A 15,739-nucleotide genomic window follows, 5' to 3' on the forward strand; every position below is an offset into this window, starting at 1 on the left:
CCATGAGCTTTCAGGAGCAGATCCACGATATCGCGCAGCTTGCCTGCATCGAACTTTTCACCCCCAAATTCGAGGAAAGCTTCTGGTTCTTCCACGATGTTCTGGGCATGACCCCCACCGAGGATGACGGCAAATCCTGCTACCTGCGCGGCTATGAGGACCGCTATCACCACTCGCTGAAGCTGACCCGCTCGGACAAGGCTGGCATCGGCATGGTGGGCTGGCGCGCCTCGTCGCCGCAGGCGCTGGAGCGCCGCGTGGCCGTGCTCGAGGCCTCGGGCAACCCGGGCAAATGGGTCGACGGCCACAAGGGCTATGGCCGCGCCTATGAATTCACTACGCCGGACGGCCACAAGCAGCACCTGTTCTGGGAGGTCGAGTATTACGAGGCCCCGGCAGAGCTGAAATCGAAGCTGCTCTCGCGCGCCCAGAAGCGCCCGCTGCGCGGGGTGCCGGTGCGTCGTCTCGATCACGTCAACCTGCTCTGCTCGGACGTGACCAAGAACGGCAAGTTCCTGCAGGACAATCTCGGCTTCCTCAAGCGTGAGAACGTGGTCTTCGGCGGCTCGGACGAGCTGGCCGCGTGGTTCTCGGTCAGCCCGCTCGTGCACGAGGTCGCCTTCACCAAGGATCAGGCGGGCCCCGGCAACCGTCTGCACCATGTCGCTTTCTGGTATGGCAATCAGGGCCAGATGCTCGACCTTGCCGACATCCTGCAGGAATACGATGTCACGATCGAAGCGGGCCCGGCGAAGCACGGCGTCTCTCAGGCCTATTTCATGTATGTCTACGAGCCCGGCGGCAACCGCATCGAGCTGTTCGGCGACACCGGCTACCTGATCTTCGATCCGGACTGGAAGACCCTGACCTGGGACGAAAGCAACTTCTTCAACGGCGGCGGCGTCTGGTTCGGCGGCGAGCTCCCGCAGGACTTCTTCGTCTATGGCACGCCCATCGTCGAGGCCGCGATAGCCGAGGCGGAGACCAAGGACGAAGTGGCCGAGCCGGCCGAGTAATACCTCTCCGCGATTTCGGAGGCTGGCCATCCCCTCGGGGGTGGCCTTTTTGGTTTTGGGGATGGCGTCGACCTCCGGTCTCGCCCGGGGCGACCAGCCCCAGGCAGCGCCCGACCTCCCCCCGGGAGGGCGCTTTTGCGACGCTGCTGCGCGCACCGATCACTCTAGGATCTTGCGAGATAAAGCGCGGACCACGACTGTCGTCACGCGCCCACCCGAGGTCGGGCGCCGCCCTCTGGCGCGGCCCGGGGCTAGTCGCCCCGCGCCAAGTAAATCCCGTCCCCTCCAAAGGTATCACCGAGGTAATCCCCGATACCTCCGCGGTATGTTTTCCTTCCCCCATCCCGCGCGCTACAACCTCCTGCAAAGAGGAGGCTTTCATGCACGCACTGACCCATGACGGGGTGACGCTCCACATTCTCGACGAAGGCCCGCGCGACGGGCGCGTGGTGATGTTCGGCAATTCGCTCGGCAGCGATCTGCGGCTCTGGGAGGCGCTGATCCCGCATCTGCCCGAGGGGCTGCGGCTGATCCGCTTCGACAAGCGCGGGCATGGGCTGAGCGATTGCCCGCCCGGCCCCTACAGCATCGAGGACCTCTCGGGCGATGCCGCCGCGATCTGCGACGCGCTCGGGCTTCGGGATGTGACCTTTATCGGCCTCTCAATCGGCGGGCTGATCGGCCAGAGCCTCGCCGCGCGCCGCCCCGATCTTCTGCGCGCGCTGGTGCTGATGGATACCGCCGCCAAGATCGGCACGCCCGATATGTGGAACGAGCGGATCGCCAATGTGCGCCGCGACGGCATCGCGAGCATCTCGGATGCGATCCTCGCACGCTGGTTCGCGCCCGGTTTCGCCGAGGCCCACCCGGCGGAGTTCACGCTTTGCCGCAACATGCTCGAACGCGGGCCCGACGAGGGCTATGCGGGCTGCTGCGCGGCGATTGCCGGGGCCGCTCAGACCGAGGCAACGCGGGCGCTGACGCTGCCAGTGATGGCGATGACGGGTGCGGATGACGCCTCGACCCCGCCCGATCTGGTGCGCGCCACGGCCGAGCTGTGCGGCGCCGAGTTCCACGAGATCGCGAATGCGGGCCACCTGCCTTGCTACGAGCAGCCCGAGGCCGTGGCGGCGCTGCTGAAGGATTTCTTGGACAGGACCTGAGCCAAGCAGGGCGCGCGCCGGTCCGTGGGATGGCGCGCGCCCCTTATCCGCTCAAGCGATTGATGCCAGCCACGCCCCTCCATCATTGAGGCGGCGTGCCCGGTTGCAGATGCGCCAGCCCGTCGGGACGGACCGGCGCGCGCCCTGCGCCTTCGGCGCGTACCGGGCGCAGCTCTCTAGACCGCCTCCAGAGCCACGGCGATGCCCTGCCCCACGCCGATGCACATCGTGGCGAGCGCCCGCTGGCCTTTGCGGCGCACCAGTTCCAGCGCCGCCGTGCCGGTGATCCGCGCGCCTGACATGCCCAGCGGATGGCCAAGCGCAATCGCGCCACCATTGGGGTTCACGCGGGCATCGTCATCGGCAATACCGAGATCGCGCAGCGTGGCGAGACCTTGGCTCGCAAAGGCCTCGTTCAGCTCGATCACGTCGAAGGCGTTCTGCGTCAGCCCCAGCCGCGCCATCAGCTTCTTGCTGGCAGGCGCAGGCCCGAAGCCCATGATCCGCGGTGGCACGCCAGCTGCGGCCCCGCCCGAGATCTTCACCAGAGGCGTCAGCCCGTGTTTGCGCACGGCCTCCTCGGAGGCGATGATCAGCGCCGCTGCGCCATCGTTCACGCCGGACGCATTGCCCGCCGTGACCGTGCCGTCGGGCCGCACGATGGGCCGCAGCTTGGTCAAAGCCTCCAGCGTGGTGCCGGGGCGCGGGTGTTCGTCACTGTCGACCACGACCGGATCGCCCTTGCGCTGCGGGATCGTGACCGGGGTGATCTCCTCGGCCAGACGGCCTTCTTCCATCGCCTTGGCCGCAGCCTCCTGCGAGCGCAGCGCGAAGGCGTCCTGATCTTCGCGGCTCACGCCGAAATCGTCGGCCACGTTCTCCGCCGTCTCGGGCATCGAGTCGACGCCATGGGTCTCTTTCATCAGCTTGTTCACGAAGCGCCAGCCGATGGTCGTGTCATAGACCGCATTGGCGCGGCTGTAGGCGGCCTCGGCCTTCGGCATCACGAAGGGCGCGCGCGACATGCTCTCGACGCCGCCGGCGATCATCAGATCGGCCTCGCCCGCCTTGATCGCGCGCGCGGCGGTGACGATGGCATCCATCCCAGAGCCGCAGAGCCGGTTGATCGTGGTCCCCGGCACATTCACGGGCAGCCCCGCGAGCAGCGCCGACATGCGGGCCACGTTGCGGTTGTCCTCGCCCGCCTGATTGGCGCAGCCAAAGATCACGTCCTCGACCGCCTCCCAATCGACGCCCGTGTTGCGCGCCATCAGGGCTTTCAAGGGGATCGCCCCCAGATCGTCGGCCCGGACAGGCGCCAGCGCGCCGCCGAAACGGCCGATCGGGGTTCGGATATAGTCGCAGATATAAGCGTCACGCATCGGCCAACTCCTCGGGACAGATCAGGTCACCCACCTCGCCCTCGACATGCAGGGTCGCGCCGGTGACGGATTGCAGCTCCTCCATCGAAATCGCGGGGAGCTTTTCGCGCAGGACGAAGCGGCCATCCACCACGTCCACCACGGCGAGCGAGGTGTAGACGCGGGTCACACAGCCCACACCGGTCAGCGGGAAGGTGCAGGCCTCGACCAGCTTCGGCTGGCCCTTCTTGGTGACGTGGTCGGTGATGACGGCCACGCGCTTGGCCCCGTGCACGAGGTCCATCGCCCCGCCCACCGCCGGCACGCCTTTCGGCCCGGTCGACCAGTTCGCCAGATCGCCGCTCTCGGCGACTTGGTAAGCGCCGAGGATCGCCACGTCGAGATGCCCGCCGCGCACCATCGCGAAGCTGTCGGCATGGTGGAAGAAGGCGGTGCCGGGTTTCAGCGTGATCGCCTTTTTCCCGGCATTGATCAGGTCCCAGTCCTCCTGACCGGGCTCGGGTGCGCGGCCAAAGCCCAGTACGCCGTTTTCCGTGTGGAAGATCGCCTCGCGACCTTCGGGCTGGAAGCGCGCGACCATCTCGGGAAAACCGATCCCGAGGTTCACATAGGCGCCGTCCTCGATGTCCTGGGCGGCGCGCCAGGCGATCTGTGCATTGCTCAGTTTCTGGGTCATGGGTGATGGGCTCCGGCGCGGTTCAACTCTTCTTCCTGGGCGGGGTTGGCGACCTCGACGATCGCATCCACGAAGATGCCCGGGGTGACGATGACTTCCGGGTCGATCTCGCCCGGCTCCACCGCTTTCGTGACCTGCACGACGACCTTTTCTGCCGCCGTCGCCATCAGCGGCGAGAAGTTCCGTGCGGCCATCCGGTAGGTGAGATTGCCAAGCGCGTCGCCCTGCTCTGCCTTGATCAGCGCGTGATCGGCCTTGAGCCAGCGCTCCATCACGTAGTCGCGGCCATCGAACTTCTGCACCGGCTTGCCCTCGGCCAGATCGGTGCCAACGGAGGTCGGCGTGAAGAAGCCCGGAATCCCCGCGCCGCCCGCGCGGATACGTTCGGCCAGCGTGCCTTGGGGCACCAGTTCCAGCTCGATCTCGCCCGCCAGATAGCGCTCCGTAAACACCGTCGGATCGGCCGAGCGCGGGAAAGAGCAGATCATCTTCTTGACCATACCCTGCTCGATCATCGCGGCGATGCCGACATGGCCGTTGCCCGCGTTGTTGTTGATCACGGTCAGCCCCTTGGGCGATCCGGTCTCGAGAAAGCGGTCGATCAGGGCGTGGATCAGTTCGATCGGGGCCCCCGAGCCACCAAAGCCGCCGATCATCACCGTGGCGCCGTCTTGAATATCGGCCACGGCCTCGGTCAGCGAGGAAAGTCTCTTGTCCATTTGCGGTCCTCCTGAGGGCTTGGATTTAGACCTGCGTGGAGCGGCTTTCCACGGATTTCGTGCGCATCTTGACATTTGTTCGCATCCTGAGAAAACCTGTTCGCATGTTGAACAAACCGACCGATTTCATCGCCTCTTTCGCGAAAGGCCTGCGCGTCATCGAATGTTTCGGGGCGGAGACGCCGCGGCTCTCGATTGCCGAGGTGGCGCAGGCCACCGGCTTCGACCGGGCCACCGCGCGGCGCTGCCTGCTGACGCTGAACGCGGAGGGCTACGCGGAATACGACGGCAAGTTCTTCACGTTGACGCCGAAGGTCTTGCGGCTCGGGATGGGGGCGCTGGCCTCGCTGCCGCTGCCGCAGATCGTGCAGCCGTGGCTCGATCAGCTGACGGATCGGATCGGGCAAAGCTGCTCGGTCTCGATCCTCGACGGCACCGAGATCGTCTATCTCGCGCGCGCCGCCCAGCGGCGGGTGATGTCGATCGGGCTGATGCCGGGGTCGCGGCTGCCAGCGCATTGCACCTCGATGGGGCGCGTGTTGCTGGCCGCCCTGCCCCCGGAGGAGGCGCGCGCCGCCGTGGAGGCCTCGGACCTGACGCCGCGCACGGCCTATAGCCTGACCGATCCGGGCGAGATCCTCGCGCGCATCGATCAGGTGCGCCGCGAGGGTTACGCGGTGATCGATCAGGAGGTGGAGATCGGGCTGCGCTCCATCGCAGTACCGCTTTACGACATGCATGGGCGGGTCGTGGCCGCGCTCAATACAGGTATGGCCGCGAGCGCCGATCCGGCGGAGAGCCTGATCGAAACCTATCTGCCGGAACTCACGCGGGTGCAGACGGGGCTGCGGCGGGTGCTGCGCTAAGGCTCACCCCGCCACGGTGATCTCGGTGTCCCATTGCGCGCAGAGCGCCATGAGCGCGTCGGGCAAGGGCTTGTCGATGAAAACCCGGTCGATATCGGAGAGCGAGGCCAAGCGCACCGGCGCGGAGCGTTCCAGCTTCGACGCGTCGGTCACCAGAAAGCTCTGCCGCGCCTGCCGCAGGATCCGGCGGCTGACGCGCACCTCCGCCAGATCGTAATCGAGCATGTCGCCGTCCGCATCGAGCGCGGAGGTCCCGATCACCGCGAAATCGGCCTTGAACTCGCCCATGAAATCCGCCGTCAGGTCGCCGACCAGCCCGCCATCCGAGCGGCGCAGGTTGCCGCCCGCCACGAGGATATCGCAGCTCTCATTGGCCAGCAGGATATTGGCGACATTGATGTTATTCGTGACCACGGTGATGTTGCGGTGATGCAGAAGCTCGCGCGCCACCGCCTCGGTCGTCGTGCCCAGCGTCAGCACGATGGAGCTGTTGTCGGGGATCGCCTGCGCGCAGGCCCGCCCGATCGCCGCCTTCGCCGCCTCGTTCATCCGGCGGCGCTCTTCATAGGCGAAATTCACCACGCCGGTGCGGATCACCGCCCCGCCATGCACGCGTTCCAGATGGCCCGCTTCGGAGAGCTCCGTCAGATCGCGCCGGATCGTCTGGACCGAGACATTGAAGCGTTCGGCCAAGGCTTCGACCACGACACGGCCCTCGTCGCGCGCGATCTCGAGAATTTCGGACTGTCGGAAATTGAGCGCCATCCTGCCCCCCTTTTGGGCCTTGCTGACACAGGTTACCGACAAAGTCATGTCTTGGCAGTGTTTTTGTGTGAAATCACCGGGGACGGTGTGGCGCGGTCAGTTCAGGCTCAGCCCCTCGATCCGGGCGCGGATCGCGCTGTCGGTGTCGTCGCTGTCGCCCGACAGCGCCAGCCCCACAAGCTGCGTCGGCTGGCCTCCGAAAGCGCGCTGGTAGTCGCGCGCGAGATCGACGCTCTCAGAATGCGATCCGGTCCCCGCCGGGCGCAGCACCACAGTCTTGCCGCGCGCTCCCAGATAGGGCGAGGGCAGCAGCGCCCCGCGGCCATGCTTGCCGCCCCAGACATACATCAGCACGCGGGCTTCCTTCACCGACAGGAGCTTACGAATGCTGGCCCCTTCATTGGCGCGGGCGACGGCCTCGGGCATGAAGACGAAATAGAGCGACAGATCGCGATCATCCCCGCCCTTTCGGTCGAGCGGCGTGGGCGGGACGCTCTGGCTGACCGACCATTGCCACGCGGCCTTGCGCGTGCCCCACTCGGCGCGCGGCAGCGCCCGCCAGATCAGCGACACCGAGCCGTCCGAGCGCATCGCGACACCATTGGCCGATTGCTGCCAGTCATTAGAGGAAAACAGCGAAAACCGCTGCTCAGCCCAGCCGCCGAAGATCGAGGCCGGGGCGAGGCTCGGCATCAGCGCAGCGCAGAGGCTTGATGCGAGAAAGGCGATCGACAGGCGGTGCATGGCACTCTCCTCTTGCTTCGGTGACAGGGCTACGCAAAGGACCGCCGCGCCGGATCACTCGGCTCGGGTAGCGCGCACAGACCCACGACCGTCACTGAAGGCTGTCGAGGCGCAGCACCGCTTTCAGATCCTCCATCGTAGCGCGGACGATATCGGCATTCTCGCTCAGCCCATCGCAAATCCCGAGTGCCGCCTGATCCTCGCAAAATCGCGGCAGGAGGCGGGCGCTGGAGGCGCAGACACTGGCGACATTCCCGAGCGTGTGCAGCGCCGCGCGGAGCTTCGCGATTTCGTCTTCGGTGAAATCGGCCCGGCTACCGCCGACCGTGTTGGCACTCACATTCATAGTGACCCCCGTTTGCCCAGTCCCGCGGGGTCAGAATTATCACGGAAACTTACATGTCAGATACGTCAAATCGTTATTGGACCGTCAGATATGATCGAAGTTCTGTGCGTAGGGTCACGCAATTGCGTTTTGCAAAGCCTCTCTGAGCGAGTCGGAGGAAAAGGGTTTCTGGACGACCGTGCAGGGCGGGTAGATCGCCAGCAGGTCAGGCGCAGACCCGTAGCCCGTGGCCAGCACGAAGGGCACGCCCATCTTGTGCAACCGTTCGGCAACCGGCACGGATTGCTCATCCCCGAGATTGACGTCGAGCACGGCGAAATCGGGTCGCGCGCCCTCCAGCCATGTCAGCGCGCCTTCCACCGAGGAGGTGATCTTGACGTCGCGCGCGCCCAGATCCTCCAGCACGCCGGCGGCATCCATCGCGATGATGAGCGTGTCTTCCAGCACCAGCCCCTGCCCCGACAGGCGGAAGGCGGCGCCGGTCTGCGCGGCGGGTGCGGCCGCAACGTCTCCCTCCGTGCCAGGCTGATCGATCAGCTCCGCGATCGTGGTCGGCGGGATGCGGAATTGCGCCTCCACCCCGGTCATCTTGTAAGAAATCTCGGCATCGCCGCGCAGCTCGTGCGGGATCGAGTTCTCGATGATGATCGACCCGAAGCCGCGCCGTTTCGGCGGGGTGACGGGCGGACCGCCACGCTCTTTCCAGTCGATCAGCAGCCCCCCGCTGTGATCGGTGGAGAGCGCGATCTCGACGCGCCCGCCGCTATCGCACAGCCCGCCATATTTGATCGAATTCGTCGCCATCTCGTGCAGCACGAGCGCCAGCGTCGTATAGGCTTGCGGCGAAATCAGCGCATCGGGCCCGGTGATGATCACACGCTCGGCCTTGCGGTCGGCATAGGCCGCGAATTCGCACGAGATCAGCCCATGCAGCGAGGCGGGCTCCCAATGCTCGGCGGTAAGCTGGTCATGCGCCCGCGCCAGCGCCTGAATGCGCCCGTCGAGATTGTCGGTGAACTCTTCGAGCGAGCGCGCCGAGCTGCGCGACTGCGCCAGCAACCCGCGCATCAGGTTCAGGATATTGCGCACCCGGTGGTTCAGCTCCGAGATCAGCAGTTCCTGATGCTCCTGCGCGCGCTTGCGCTCGGCCGAGGTCGCATCGGTGATCTTGAGGAAGATCTCCAGCAGGACCGTGCGCAGTAGCTCCGCCGCGTGGCATTGCTGGTTCGTCCACGGGGCCGAGCGCCCGGTGACCGTCTCGCGCCAGACCTCGAAGCTCTTGCGCGGCGTGAGCCGCACGCCGTTCGGGCCGAGCTGCGCAGGCTTCGTGGGATCGCCTGCCCATTCGACCGTGTCCGCGATCTGGCGGCGGAACAGCACGAGATAATCGCGCGGTCGTTTCGAGATCGGAATGGCGAGCAGCCCCGCCGCACGTTCGGGAAAATCGCGGGCCGGTTCGTGGACGCGACCCAGCTGATCGGTCGCGAAGGTCGAGGACCCGATCGACCGGTCCAGCATCCGCGCGATTCCAGCGAATTCCTCTTTGGTCGGCGTGGTGCCGGTCGCGCTGAATTCCTCGTTCTCATAAAGGACGAACCCGTCATGCGGGATCACCAGACGGATCTCGTCGGAGACCGCCATCAGGCTTTCCGACAGCGCCTTGCCATCGGCCATATGCCCCATCAGCGTGCGTTGCAGGCTGGCCGTATCGGATTGCGCCTGCTTGCGCTCCCCATCCTCGAACTTGCTGAGTTCATAGGAAAACATATGGGCGTACATCTCGATCGCTGTGCGCAATTCGTAATCGATATAGCGTGGCGCGTCGTGGTGGCAGGCGAACAGCCCCCACAGCTCGCCATCGCGCATGATCGAGACCGACATCGATGCCCCCACGCCCATGTTGCGCAGGTATTCGATATGGATCGGCGAGACCGCCCGCGTCACCGCCAGCGACATATCGAGCGGCTGCCCGTTCAGATCGACCCCGGGCAGCACCGGCGCACCGGGATCGTTCACATCCGCGATCAACCGCAGCAGCGCGCGTTTATACAGGGCGCGCGCCTGCACCGGGATATCGCTGGCGGGAAAGCGCAGCCCGTCATAGAGGCGCTGCTGGTCCTTGCGGGTCTCGGCGATGACCTTGCCCGATTGATCGGGCTGGAACTGGTAGATCATCACGCTGTCGAAGCCCGAGAGCGCCTGCAGCCCCATCGCCGCATCGCGCGCAAGCCGCTCCAGCCCCCGGTCGCGGCGCAGACGCGCGATCTGCGGATACACATCGGTCATCACATCGCGTCCGCGCGTGCCCAGCTTCGGCTCGAATTCGACGATCAGATACGGCCCCGATGCATGCAGCGAGACGTCGAAACTCTTCCCGTTCGCTTTCAGCACTACACCGAACAGCCGCACCGCCGTCTCGCCGCCCTCCGCCGTGCGCAGGCTCGCGCGGATCCGGTCGAACCCGTCGGAGACGATCAGATCGGCAAGTGGACGGCCAAGCGCCTCCTCATAGGCCATGCCGAGGATCTCCTCGAGATTGCTCGAGGCGTGCTGCACGATCCAGTCGCTCGAGAGCGCCAGAAGCGCTCCGTAGCTCTGGACCCGGCCAAGCTGGTGGATCGGCTCGCGGTCGCAATCGGTCAGATCGACGGGGCGCTGGCTGGGGGCGGGGCTGGTATCGGACGTCACGTCGGCTCCTTGGGCGTCAAATCGGTGTCTGCCGCGATCCTGCCGGGCCGCGGATGGTCAATGGAATTGGAGGCAAGCGCCGGTGCGAGAGCGTCGGACGTTGTGCCCGCACCCTGCGCCTGCACGGCCTGCGCGAAAAGATGGAAACCCCGCGTCGCATCGGCGACGACACAGGCTGCGCGCGGGTCTGCGGGGCTCAGCGCATCGAGCGTCGCGCAATGCCGTTTCCACAGCGCCCCAGCGGCGGGGGCCTGAAAATAAAGCGGTTTGGCCTCGGCCGGGGTCTCGGCGAAGACCTTGCGGTCGATCACCTGCGTCCCAAGCCGCGAGCCCAGTACGAGATAATCGACCGCCAGCGGGTCGAGCAGGCTTGGCCCCGGGTCGGGGATTGGACGCACAAGACGGCCCAGACGCGCCAGATCCCGGTCGAGCCGGTCGAGAAAATCGCTCAGCAATCCCGCGCAGATCGCGCCGGGGGCCGCATGGCGCGCCAATACGCCAAGCCCTGCGGCCTGCGCTGCGAGAAACCAGCCCAATTCCTGCGCCGGGGCCGCGAAAAACTGGGAGAATTGCGCCTCCCCCGCCTCATGCGCGGCGGAGGTCTTGTGTCTCAGGATTTGTCGGAAGGACAGCGCATGCGAAGGCGCGGGCCTGTGAATCTTGGTCATTACAAACCCGTCTGCGGCGTGTCGTAGAAGCTGGAATATCTTCAACGCCGGAGCTCGGCAAAGGTTTCTTTGCGGGAACCAGAATTGCAGCTGCGCGGTTCGCGCGCGCGAGAAATCACAGCGCGCAGGGCCACGCGGGCCGCTCTCCGATGCGCCCTCTGCGGCCTTCTGGCCGCCCCTACAGGCCACGCTTTTGACCATTAACCTCAAATTAACCTCGCTTGCGCGACGGTTAACGCGAGGTCAACCAAACGAGCGCCCCGTCGCCTCCCGACCTCGCGAACCGAGTGAAGGAGTGGAATTGTGATCATCAGCGGCGCATCGCTCGACATTCTGATGCTGACCCCGTGGTTTCCGAACCGCCCCGACGGCTGGCCGAGCCGCTTCGTCGCCGACAGCGCAAGGGCGCTCGCGCGGCGGGGCCACCGGGTCCGGGTCGGCGTGTTGCGCGGGCTGACGCCTGCGGGCACGGGGCGGCTCGCATCGCCCGAGCATCGCGGCGAGATCGAGGCGGCGCGCTTCCCCGAGATCGAGGACATCCGCCTCGCGCGCTATCCGACCCTGCCGGGCGGGCTGATGCGCAAGCTGACCAACCGCACGCTCGACCGGGCGCTCACGACGCTGGCGGGCGAGATGATCGCCGCGCGCGGTCCCGACGTGATCCTGGTGCAGACAGAGACCCTCGCCCCTGCCGCGCAAGCTTTGGTCGCGCGGAAGGGGCTGCCCGTCGTCGGCGTGCTGCATGGCGAGAACAGCAATTGGCGGTATCTCTGGACCAATGGGCAGGCCGAGCGGTTTCGCGACGCCTTGGGCGGGCTCGACCGGCTTGTCGTCGTGGGCGAGCCGCTGCGCCGTTTCGCGACCGATCTGTCCGGGCGTGGGGATCATATCGAGGTGGTCTGGAACGGGGTCGATCCCGCGCCCGACCGTCCGCCCCTGCGGCTGCCGGACGAGGCTCCCCTGCGGCTGGTGAGCGTCGCCAATCTGCATCCCGCCAAAGGCTTGAACCTGCTGATCGCGGCGCTCGGACGGCTTGCCCGCGACGGGGACGCGCCATGGCATCTGACGATCATCGGCGACGGGCCGGAGCGTGCCAATCTCGCCGCCCAGATCGCGCGGCAGGGGCTCGGGGATAGGATCACCCTCGCCGGTCAGAAACCACATGAAGATGTGCTCGCAAACCTCAGACAAAGCGACATTTTCGTATTGCCGTCGTGGCGGGAGGCTTTCGGGATCGTCTATCTCGAGGCGATGGTCGCTGGCGCGCTCTGCATCGGGGTCGAGGGTCAAGGCCCGGCGCAATTCCTGCGCAACGGCGAGACCGGCTATCTGGTCGCGCCACGCTCGGTCGGGGCGTTGGTCGAGACGTTGCGCCCCCTGCTGACCGGCCCGCGTACCGAGTGGCGCCAGATCGCGCGCGCCGGCACCCGGTTCGCCCGCGATCATGCCAGTTGGGACGCCCATGCCCGCGCACTGTCCGAGGTGCTGCACGTCGCCTGCGCCCGCGCCGCTCCTTACCTGCAGGAGGCTCGCCTTGTCGGTTAAGCCTCCCTGCCCCGATGCCCGCCCCGGCCCCGCACTCGCGGTGCTGATCGAGCCCGCGCCCTACATGGTCGCGATGACCGCCGCGCTGGCCGCGCGCTGGCCTGCGGGCCTTACCGTGCGCTATGTTTCGGCGGCGGCTACGCAGAACTGGGCAGACACCCCGCCTGAAACCGTCTTGCCCGCGAGGCGTCTGGCGGCCCTCGTCACGCTCTGGCGCGAGATCCGCAGCACGCGACCCGAAGTCATTTTCGTCGCCGGTTGGGCGCATGTCCCCGTGCTGGCCGCGATCGTTCTCGGCAAGCTCTCGGGCGCGCGGATCATCGCGCTGAGCGACACGTGGATCAGCCCTGCACGCGGGGTGCGCGCGGTGCTCAAGCGTCGGATTCTCGCGATGATCGACGGGTTCTGCCCGGCAGGCCAGCGCGCCGCCGACTATCTTCGCGACCAAGGCGTGTCGCCCGAGAAGATCTTACCCGGACGGATGAGTTCGGACACCGCCGCCATCGCGCGCCACGTTCGCACCCTCGGCCCCGAAGGGCGGCAAGAGATGCGCGCGCGGCTCGGGATCGTGCCCGATGCGCCCGTGTTGATGTTCCTCGGGCGGCTCGCCCCCGAGAAAGGGCTGGACCTGCTGCTGGACGCTTTCGCGCAGCTCAACGCCACGGAGGCGCGCTTGATCGTGGCGGGCGACGGGCCGCTTGGCGAGACACTGGCGAAGGCGGCGGCACGCGATCCCCGTATCCTGTGGCGCGGGCGGCTCGAAGGGGCGGCGCTGCGCGATCACCTCGCCGCCGCGGATTGCCTCGTCCTGCCAAGCCGCGCCGAACCGTTCGGGTTGGTGATCGGCGAGGCGCTGGCCGCGGGCTGCGGTGTCGTGGCAAGCGGGGCCTGTGGCGCGGTGCCCGACCTACTGAGCGGGCGCGAGGCCGGGCTGATCGTGCCGCCGGGCGACGCTGGCGCATTGCACGCCGCACTGGCCCGCGTCTGCGCCGATCCCTATCTGCGCGCCCGGATGCGGGCCGATGCGCCTGCGGCAATCGCAGGCTGGTCGAGCGCGGATTGGGCAAGCCAGCTCTGCACGCTGGCCGAGCGGGTGACGCACGACGCGCCCGAAACCGCGCGCGAAGCCAGCTCCGCGCCCGCGCCCAACCGCAAGGCGGAACGCGCATGAGGCTCGCGATCCGCAAACGCGGCCTTTTGCTGGGCCTCGGCATCGCCGCCACCGCCGCGCCGAGCGTCATCTATGTCAACATGCTCTTCGGACCCGGCGCGCGTTGGGCGGCGATGGGGGTTCTGGTCCTCGCACTTCTCCTCAATGGGCGGTTGTGGCGCAAGATCCCGGGCGACGGGATGTATTTCCGGCTGGCGCTGCTGGGCTTGACGGCGCTGTCCGCGCTGTGGTCGAGCGTGCCGCATCTGAGCGGGCCGAAATCCACGACCTACGCATTGACCGCGCTGGCCTTCGCCTCGGCGGGCGCTGCCTGGGCGCAGCACACGCGGCGGCGCGATCTCTTCGCGATCCTCTGGCCGCTGCTGGCGCTTGTCATGTTCGCCGGGATCGGCGGGCTGCGATCCGGTTTCGGTACGGTCGAGATGAACGCGGATATCTCGCTCTATCGGGGGCTGAGCGCCAATTCCAACTTCCTCGCCCTGATGATCCTCACCGTCGCGCCACTGCCGCTCTGGCGGCTCGCCCAGCGCCGGATCGGGCGACAGAGACGGCTGTTCTGGCGGGCCGTGGTACTGATCCTGACTGTGCTGGTGCTGATGAGCCTGTCGCGGGCGAGCCTGCTGTCGCTCACGGTGCTGATCGCGGTCTTTCTTCTCGGGCGCGGGCTCAAGCGGCTGGCGATGGCGGCGGCAACGCTCGGGGCTCTGCTATCGCTTCTGTGGCTCTATTTCCCGGATCGGGCGGAGGCGCTGACGCAGCGCTATCTCTTCAAGGCCTCCGCACAGACCGAGACCCTGATCGCCTCGCGCGCCGAGACATGGGCCGCGACGCTCGAAGGGGCCTGCGCTGGCGGAATGTTCGGGCTGGGCTTCGGCGTCTCCTATGGGTTCGACGATTACGCGCTGTCGGCGAGTGCGTCGCACTACGGGCGCGAGAAGACCAATTCGGCGCTGGCTCTGATCGAAGAGGTCGGGCTTGCGGGTGCGGTCCTATTCACCGGAATGCTGCTCCTGATCACGCGCGGCGCGGTTCTCGCGGCCCGGCATGCGCGCCGCCGCAGCGACCGGGTGCTGATGGCGCTGTTGCTGGGCTATCTCGCGGCGCTCTTCACCCATGCGCAGTTCGAGGCATGGCTGCTCTCGCCCGGAGGTGCCGCCACCCCCGCCTTCTGGACCGCGCTGGGGATGACGACCGCGCTGGCCAAGCGCATTCGGACCCGGCTCAAGCCCGCGCGGCTCAGCCCGAGCGTGGCCGGCGCGATCGAAGCGGTCCGAGCACGCTTCCCCCAAGCTGCGGTGCGCTCCAATGCCTGATGCCATGCCCTTCCCCGTCCCACCGCAAGCGCGCCCCTCCTCCCGGCGAGGTCCCTTCCGGCCCATCGCCACGCAGGACCTGTCTCGCTTCCCCCGCCCGGTGATCGCGGGCAATCGCAGCTTTGGCTGGCGCGCCGTGTGGTATCTGGTCAATGCGCTCTTCTTCCAATCGGCGCTTCTCGCCCTGATCCCCTCACGCACGAAAGCCGCGATCCTGCGCGGGTTCGGGGCGAAAGTTGGCCCCGGCCTCGTCTGCAAGCCACGCGTCACGATCAAATACCCGTGGCTTCTGGAGATCGGCGCGCATGTCTGGCTGGGCGAGCGCGTGTGGATCGACAATCCCGGCCCGGTGCGCATCGGCGCTCATGTCTGCATCAGCCAAGGGGTGCGCATCGTCACCGGCAGCCATGACTGGGCGCGCGGCGATTTCCGCTTCTTCGCGCGGCCCATCGAGATCGGCGACAGCGCATGGGTCACGGCGCATCGCGTCCTGCGCCCCGGCGCGGTCGTGCCGCCGCGTGTCGTCGTTCTGGGCGATGTCAGCGCCGGAGACGGGCGCGGCCCGCGTGCGGCATCGGATGGCGCATCCTCGGAGAGCGGTGCCCGATGAGCGTCTCCGTATCGTCCCCCCGGCCTTTGTCCTCATCCTCACCACAATCACCTCCGTCGCGAGCGCT

At 67.1% G+C, this 15,739-nt stretch carries 15 protein-coding genes; 7 read left to right on the plus strand and 8 right to left on the minus strand.

The window, feature by feature from the left end:
- Nucleotides 1-2 precede the first annotated feature (2 nt).
- Both F8R15_RS06435 and pcaD read left to right on the plus strand, forming a co-directional pair.
- Complete coding sequence (locus F8R15_RS06435; RefSeq protein ID WP_152844023.1) at nt 3-1,016, plus strand: VOC family protein; 1,014 nt, start codon at nt 3-5, stop codon at nt 1,014-1,016.
- 380 nt (nt 1,017-1,396) lie between these two features.
- Nucleotides 1,397-2,179 carry a 3-oxoadipate enol-lactonase gene (gene pcaD / locus F8R15_RS06440; RefSeq protein ID WP_152844024.1) on the plus strand — a complete coding sequence of 261 codons (783 nt, stop codon included), beginning with the start codon at nt 1,397-1,399 and terminating at the stop codon, nt 2,177-2,179.
- A gap of 176 nt (nt 2,180-2,355) precedes the next feature.
- On the opposite strand, the gene pcaF is transcribed toward pcaD, so the two are convergent.
- Genes pcaF through F8R15_RS06455 form a run of 3 tightly spaced genes read right to left on the minus strand, consistent with a single transcriptional unit; the run spans nt 2,356 to nt 4,956 of the window.
- Nucleotides 2,356-3,561 carry a 3-oxoadipyl-CoA thiolase gene (gene pcaF, locus F8R15_RS06445; protein WP_152844025.1) on the minus strand — a complete coding sequence of 402 codons (1,206 nt, stop codon included), beginning with the start codon at nt 3,559-3,561 and terminating at the stop codon, nt 2,356-2,358.
- The gene (locus F8R15_RS06450; protein ID WP_078539376.1) at nt 3,554-4,237 is read right to left on the minus strand and encodes a CoA transferase subunit B; all 684 of its coding nucleotides are present in this window, start codon (nt 4,235-4,237) and stop codon (nt 3,554-3,556) included. Before F8R15_RS06450 ends, pcaF begins: the two co-directional genes overlap by 8 nt.
- The gene (locus F8R15_RS06455) at nt 4,234-4,956 is read right to left on the minus strand and encodes a 3-oxoacid CoA-transferase subunit A (protein WP_152844026.1); all 723 of its coding nucleotides are present in this window, start codon (nt 4,954-4,956) and stop codon (nt 4,234-4,236) included. Before F8R15_RS06455 ends, F8R15_RS06450 begins: the two co-directional genes overlap by 4 nt.
- A 104-nt stretch (nt 4,957-5,060) precedes the next feature.
- On the opposite strand from F8R15_RS06455, the gene F8R15_RS06460 reads away from it, so the two are divergent.
- Nucleotides 5,061-5,822 carry an IclR family transcriptional regulator C-terminal domain-containing protein gene (locus F8R15_RS06460; RefSeq protein ID WP_078570379.1) on the plus strand — a complete coding sequence of 254 codons (762 nt, stop codon included), beginning with the start codon at nt 5,061-5,063 and terminating at the stop codon, nt 5,820-5,822.
- A gap of 3 nt (nt 5,823-5,825) precedes the next feature.
- Here the strand turns inward: F8R15_RS06460 and F8R15_RS06465 are convergent, their stop codons facing one another.
- The 5 genes from F8R15_RS06465 to F8R15_RS06485 form a co-directional block, all read right to left on the minus strand.
- Nucleotides 5,826-6,587, minus strand: a complete 762-nt coding sequence (locus F8R15_RS06465) for a DeoR/GlpR family DNA-binding transcription regulator (RefSeq protein ID WP_078539379.1) — start codon at nt 6,585-6,587, stop codon at nt 5,826-5,828.
- Between the two features lie 96 nt (nt 6,588-6,683).
- Nucleotides 6,684-7,331: a DUF3047 domain-containing protein gene (locus F8R15_RS06470; RefSeq protein ID WP_152844027.1), complete on the minus strand. Its 648-nt coding sequence runs from the start codon at nt 7,329-7,331 to the stop codon at nt 6,684-6,686.
- A 91-nt stretch (nt 7,332-7,422) separates the two neighbouring features.
- Nucleotides 7,423-7,677, minus strand: coding sequence for a hypothetical protein (locus F8R15_RS06475; RefSeq protein ID WP_078519256.1), 255 nt, complete (start codon nt 7,675-7,677; stop codon nt 7,423-7,425).
- A 114-nt stretch (nt 7,678-7,791) separates the two neighbouring features.
- Entirely contained in the window at nt 7,792-10,365 is a 2,574-nt protein-coding gene (locus F8R15_RS06480) for an HWE histidine kinase domain-containing protein (RefSeq protein WP_368731013.1), read from the minus strand.
- Nucleotides 10,362-11,033, minus strand: coding sequence for a hypothetical protein (locus F8R15_RS06485; protein WP_152844028.1), 672 nt, complete (start codon nt 11,031-11,033; stop codon nt 10,362-10,364). The genes F8R15_RS06480 and F8R15_RS06485 overlap by 4 nt, the downstream gene beginning before the upstream one ends.
- A 303-nt stretch (nt 11,034-11,336) precedes the next feature.
- Here F8R15_RS06485 and F8R15_RS06490 point away from each other — a divergent pair, with 303 nt between their 5' ends.
- The 4 genes from F8R15_RS06490 to F8R15_RS06505 are packed head-to-tail and all read left to right on the plus strand — an operon-like array spanning nt 11,337 to nt 15,672.
- Nucleotides 11,337-12,578, plus strand: coding sequence for a glycosyltransferase (locus F8R15_RS06490; RefSeq protein ID WP_152844029.1), 1,242 nt, complete (start codon nt 11,337-11,339; stop codon nt 12,576-12,578).
- Nucleotides 12,568-13,749 (plus strand): glycosyltransferase, encoded by a 1,182-nt coding sequence (locus F8R15_RS06495; RefSeq protein ID WP_172976177.1) that lies wholly within the window; start codon nt 12,568-12,570, stop codon nt 13,747-13,749. Before F8R15_RS06490 ends, F8R15_RS06495 begins: the two co-directional genes overlap by 11 nt.
- Nucleotides 13,746-15,062, plus strand: coding sequence for an O-antigen ligase family protein (locus F8R15_RS06500; protein WP_152844031.1), 1,317 nt, complete (start codon nt 13,746-13,748; stop codon nt 15,060-15,062). The genes F8R15_RS06495 and F8R15_RS06500 overlap by 4 nt, the downstream gene beginning before the upstream one ends.
- Complete coding sequence (locus tag F8R15_RS06505; protein WP_152844032.1) at nt 15,055-15,672, plus strand: colanic acid biosynthesis acetyltransferase WcaF; 618 nt, start codon at nt 15,055-15,057, stop codon at nt 15,670-15,672. Before F8R15_RS06500 ends, F8R15_RS06505 begins: the two co-directional genes overlap by 8 nt.
- The last annotated feature ends 67 nt before the right edge of the window (nt 15,673-15,739 follow it).

It is taken from the genome of Thioclava sp. JE_KL1 (genome assembly GCF_009296265.1).
GTDB lineage: Bacteria > Pseudomonadota > Alphaproteobacteria > Rhodobacterales > Rhodobacteraceae > Thioclava.

What these genes read in the sequence shown, in the direction of transcription:
- F8R15_RS06435 (WP_152844023.1), top strand. Translation starts at nt 3, where the DNA reads ATGAGCTTTCAGGAGCAGATCCACGATATCGCGCAGCTTGCCTGCATC.
- pcaD (WP_152844024.1), top strand. Translation starts at nt 1,397, where the DNA reads ATGCACGCACTGACCCATGACGGGGTGACGCTCCACATTCTCGACGAA.
- pcaF (WP_152844025.1), bottom strand. Translation starts at nt 3,561, where the DNA reads ATGCGTGACGCTTATATCTGCGACTATATCCGAACCCCGATCGGCCGT.
- F8R15_RS06450 (WP_078539376.1), bottom strand. Translation starts at nt 4,237, where the DNA reads ATGACCCAGAAACTGAGCAATGCACAGATCGCCTGGCGCGCCGCCCAG.
- F8R15_RS06455 (WP_152844026.1), bottom strand. Translation starts at nt 4,956, where the DNA reads ATGGACAAGAGACTTTCCTCGCTGACCGAGGCCGTGGCCGATATTCAA.
- F8R15_RS06460 (WP_078570379.1), top strand. Translation starts at nt 5,061, where the DNA reads ATGTTGAACAAACCGACCGATTTCATCGCCTCTTTCGCGAAAGGCCTG.
- F8R15_RS06465 (WP_078539379.1), bottom strand. Translation starts at nt 6,587, where the DNA reads ATGGCGCTCAATTTCCGACAGTCCGAAATTCTCGAGATCGCGCGCGAC.
- F8R15_RS06470 (WP_152844027.1), bottom strand. Translation starts at nt 7,331, where the DNA reads ATGCACCGCCTGTCGATCGCCTTTCTCGCATCAAGCCTCTGCGCTGCG.
- F8R15_RS06475 (WP_078519256.1), bottom strand. Translation starts at nt 7,677, where the DNA reads ATGAATGTGAGTGCCAACACGGTCGGCGGTAGCCGGGCCGATTTCACC.
- F8R15_RS06485 (WP_152844028.1), bottom strand. Translation starts at nt 11,033, where the DNA reads ATGACCAAGATTCACAGGCCCGCGCCTTCGCATGCGCTGTCCTTCCGA.
- F8R15_RS06500 (WP_152844031.1), top strand. Translation starts at nt 13,746, where the DNA reads ATGAGGCTCGCGATCCGCAAACGCGGCCTTTTGCTGGGCCTCGGCATC.
- F8R15_RS06505 (WP_152844032.1), top strand. Translation starts at nt 15,055, where the DNA reads ATGCCTGATGCCATGCCCTTCCCCGTCCCACCGCAAGCGCGCCCCTCC.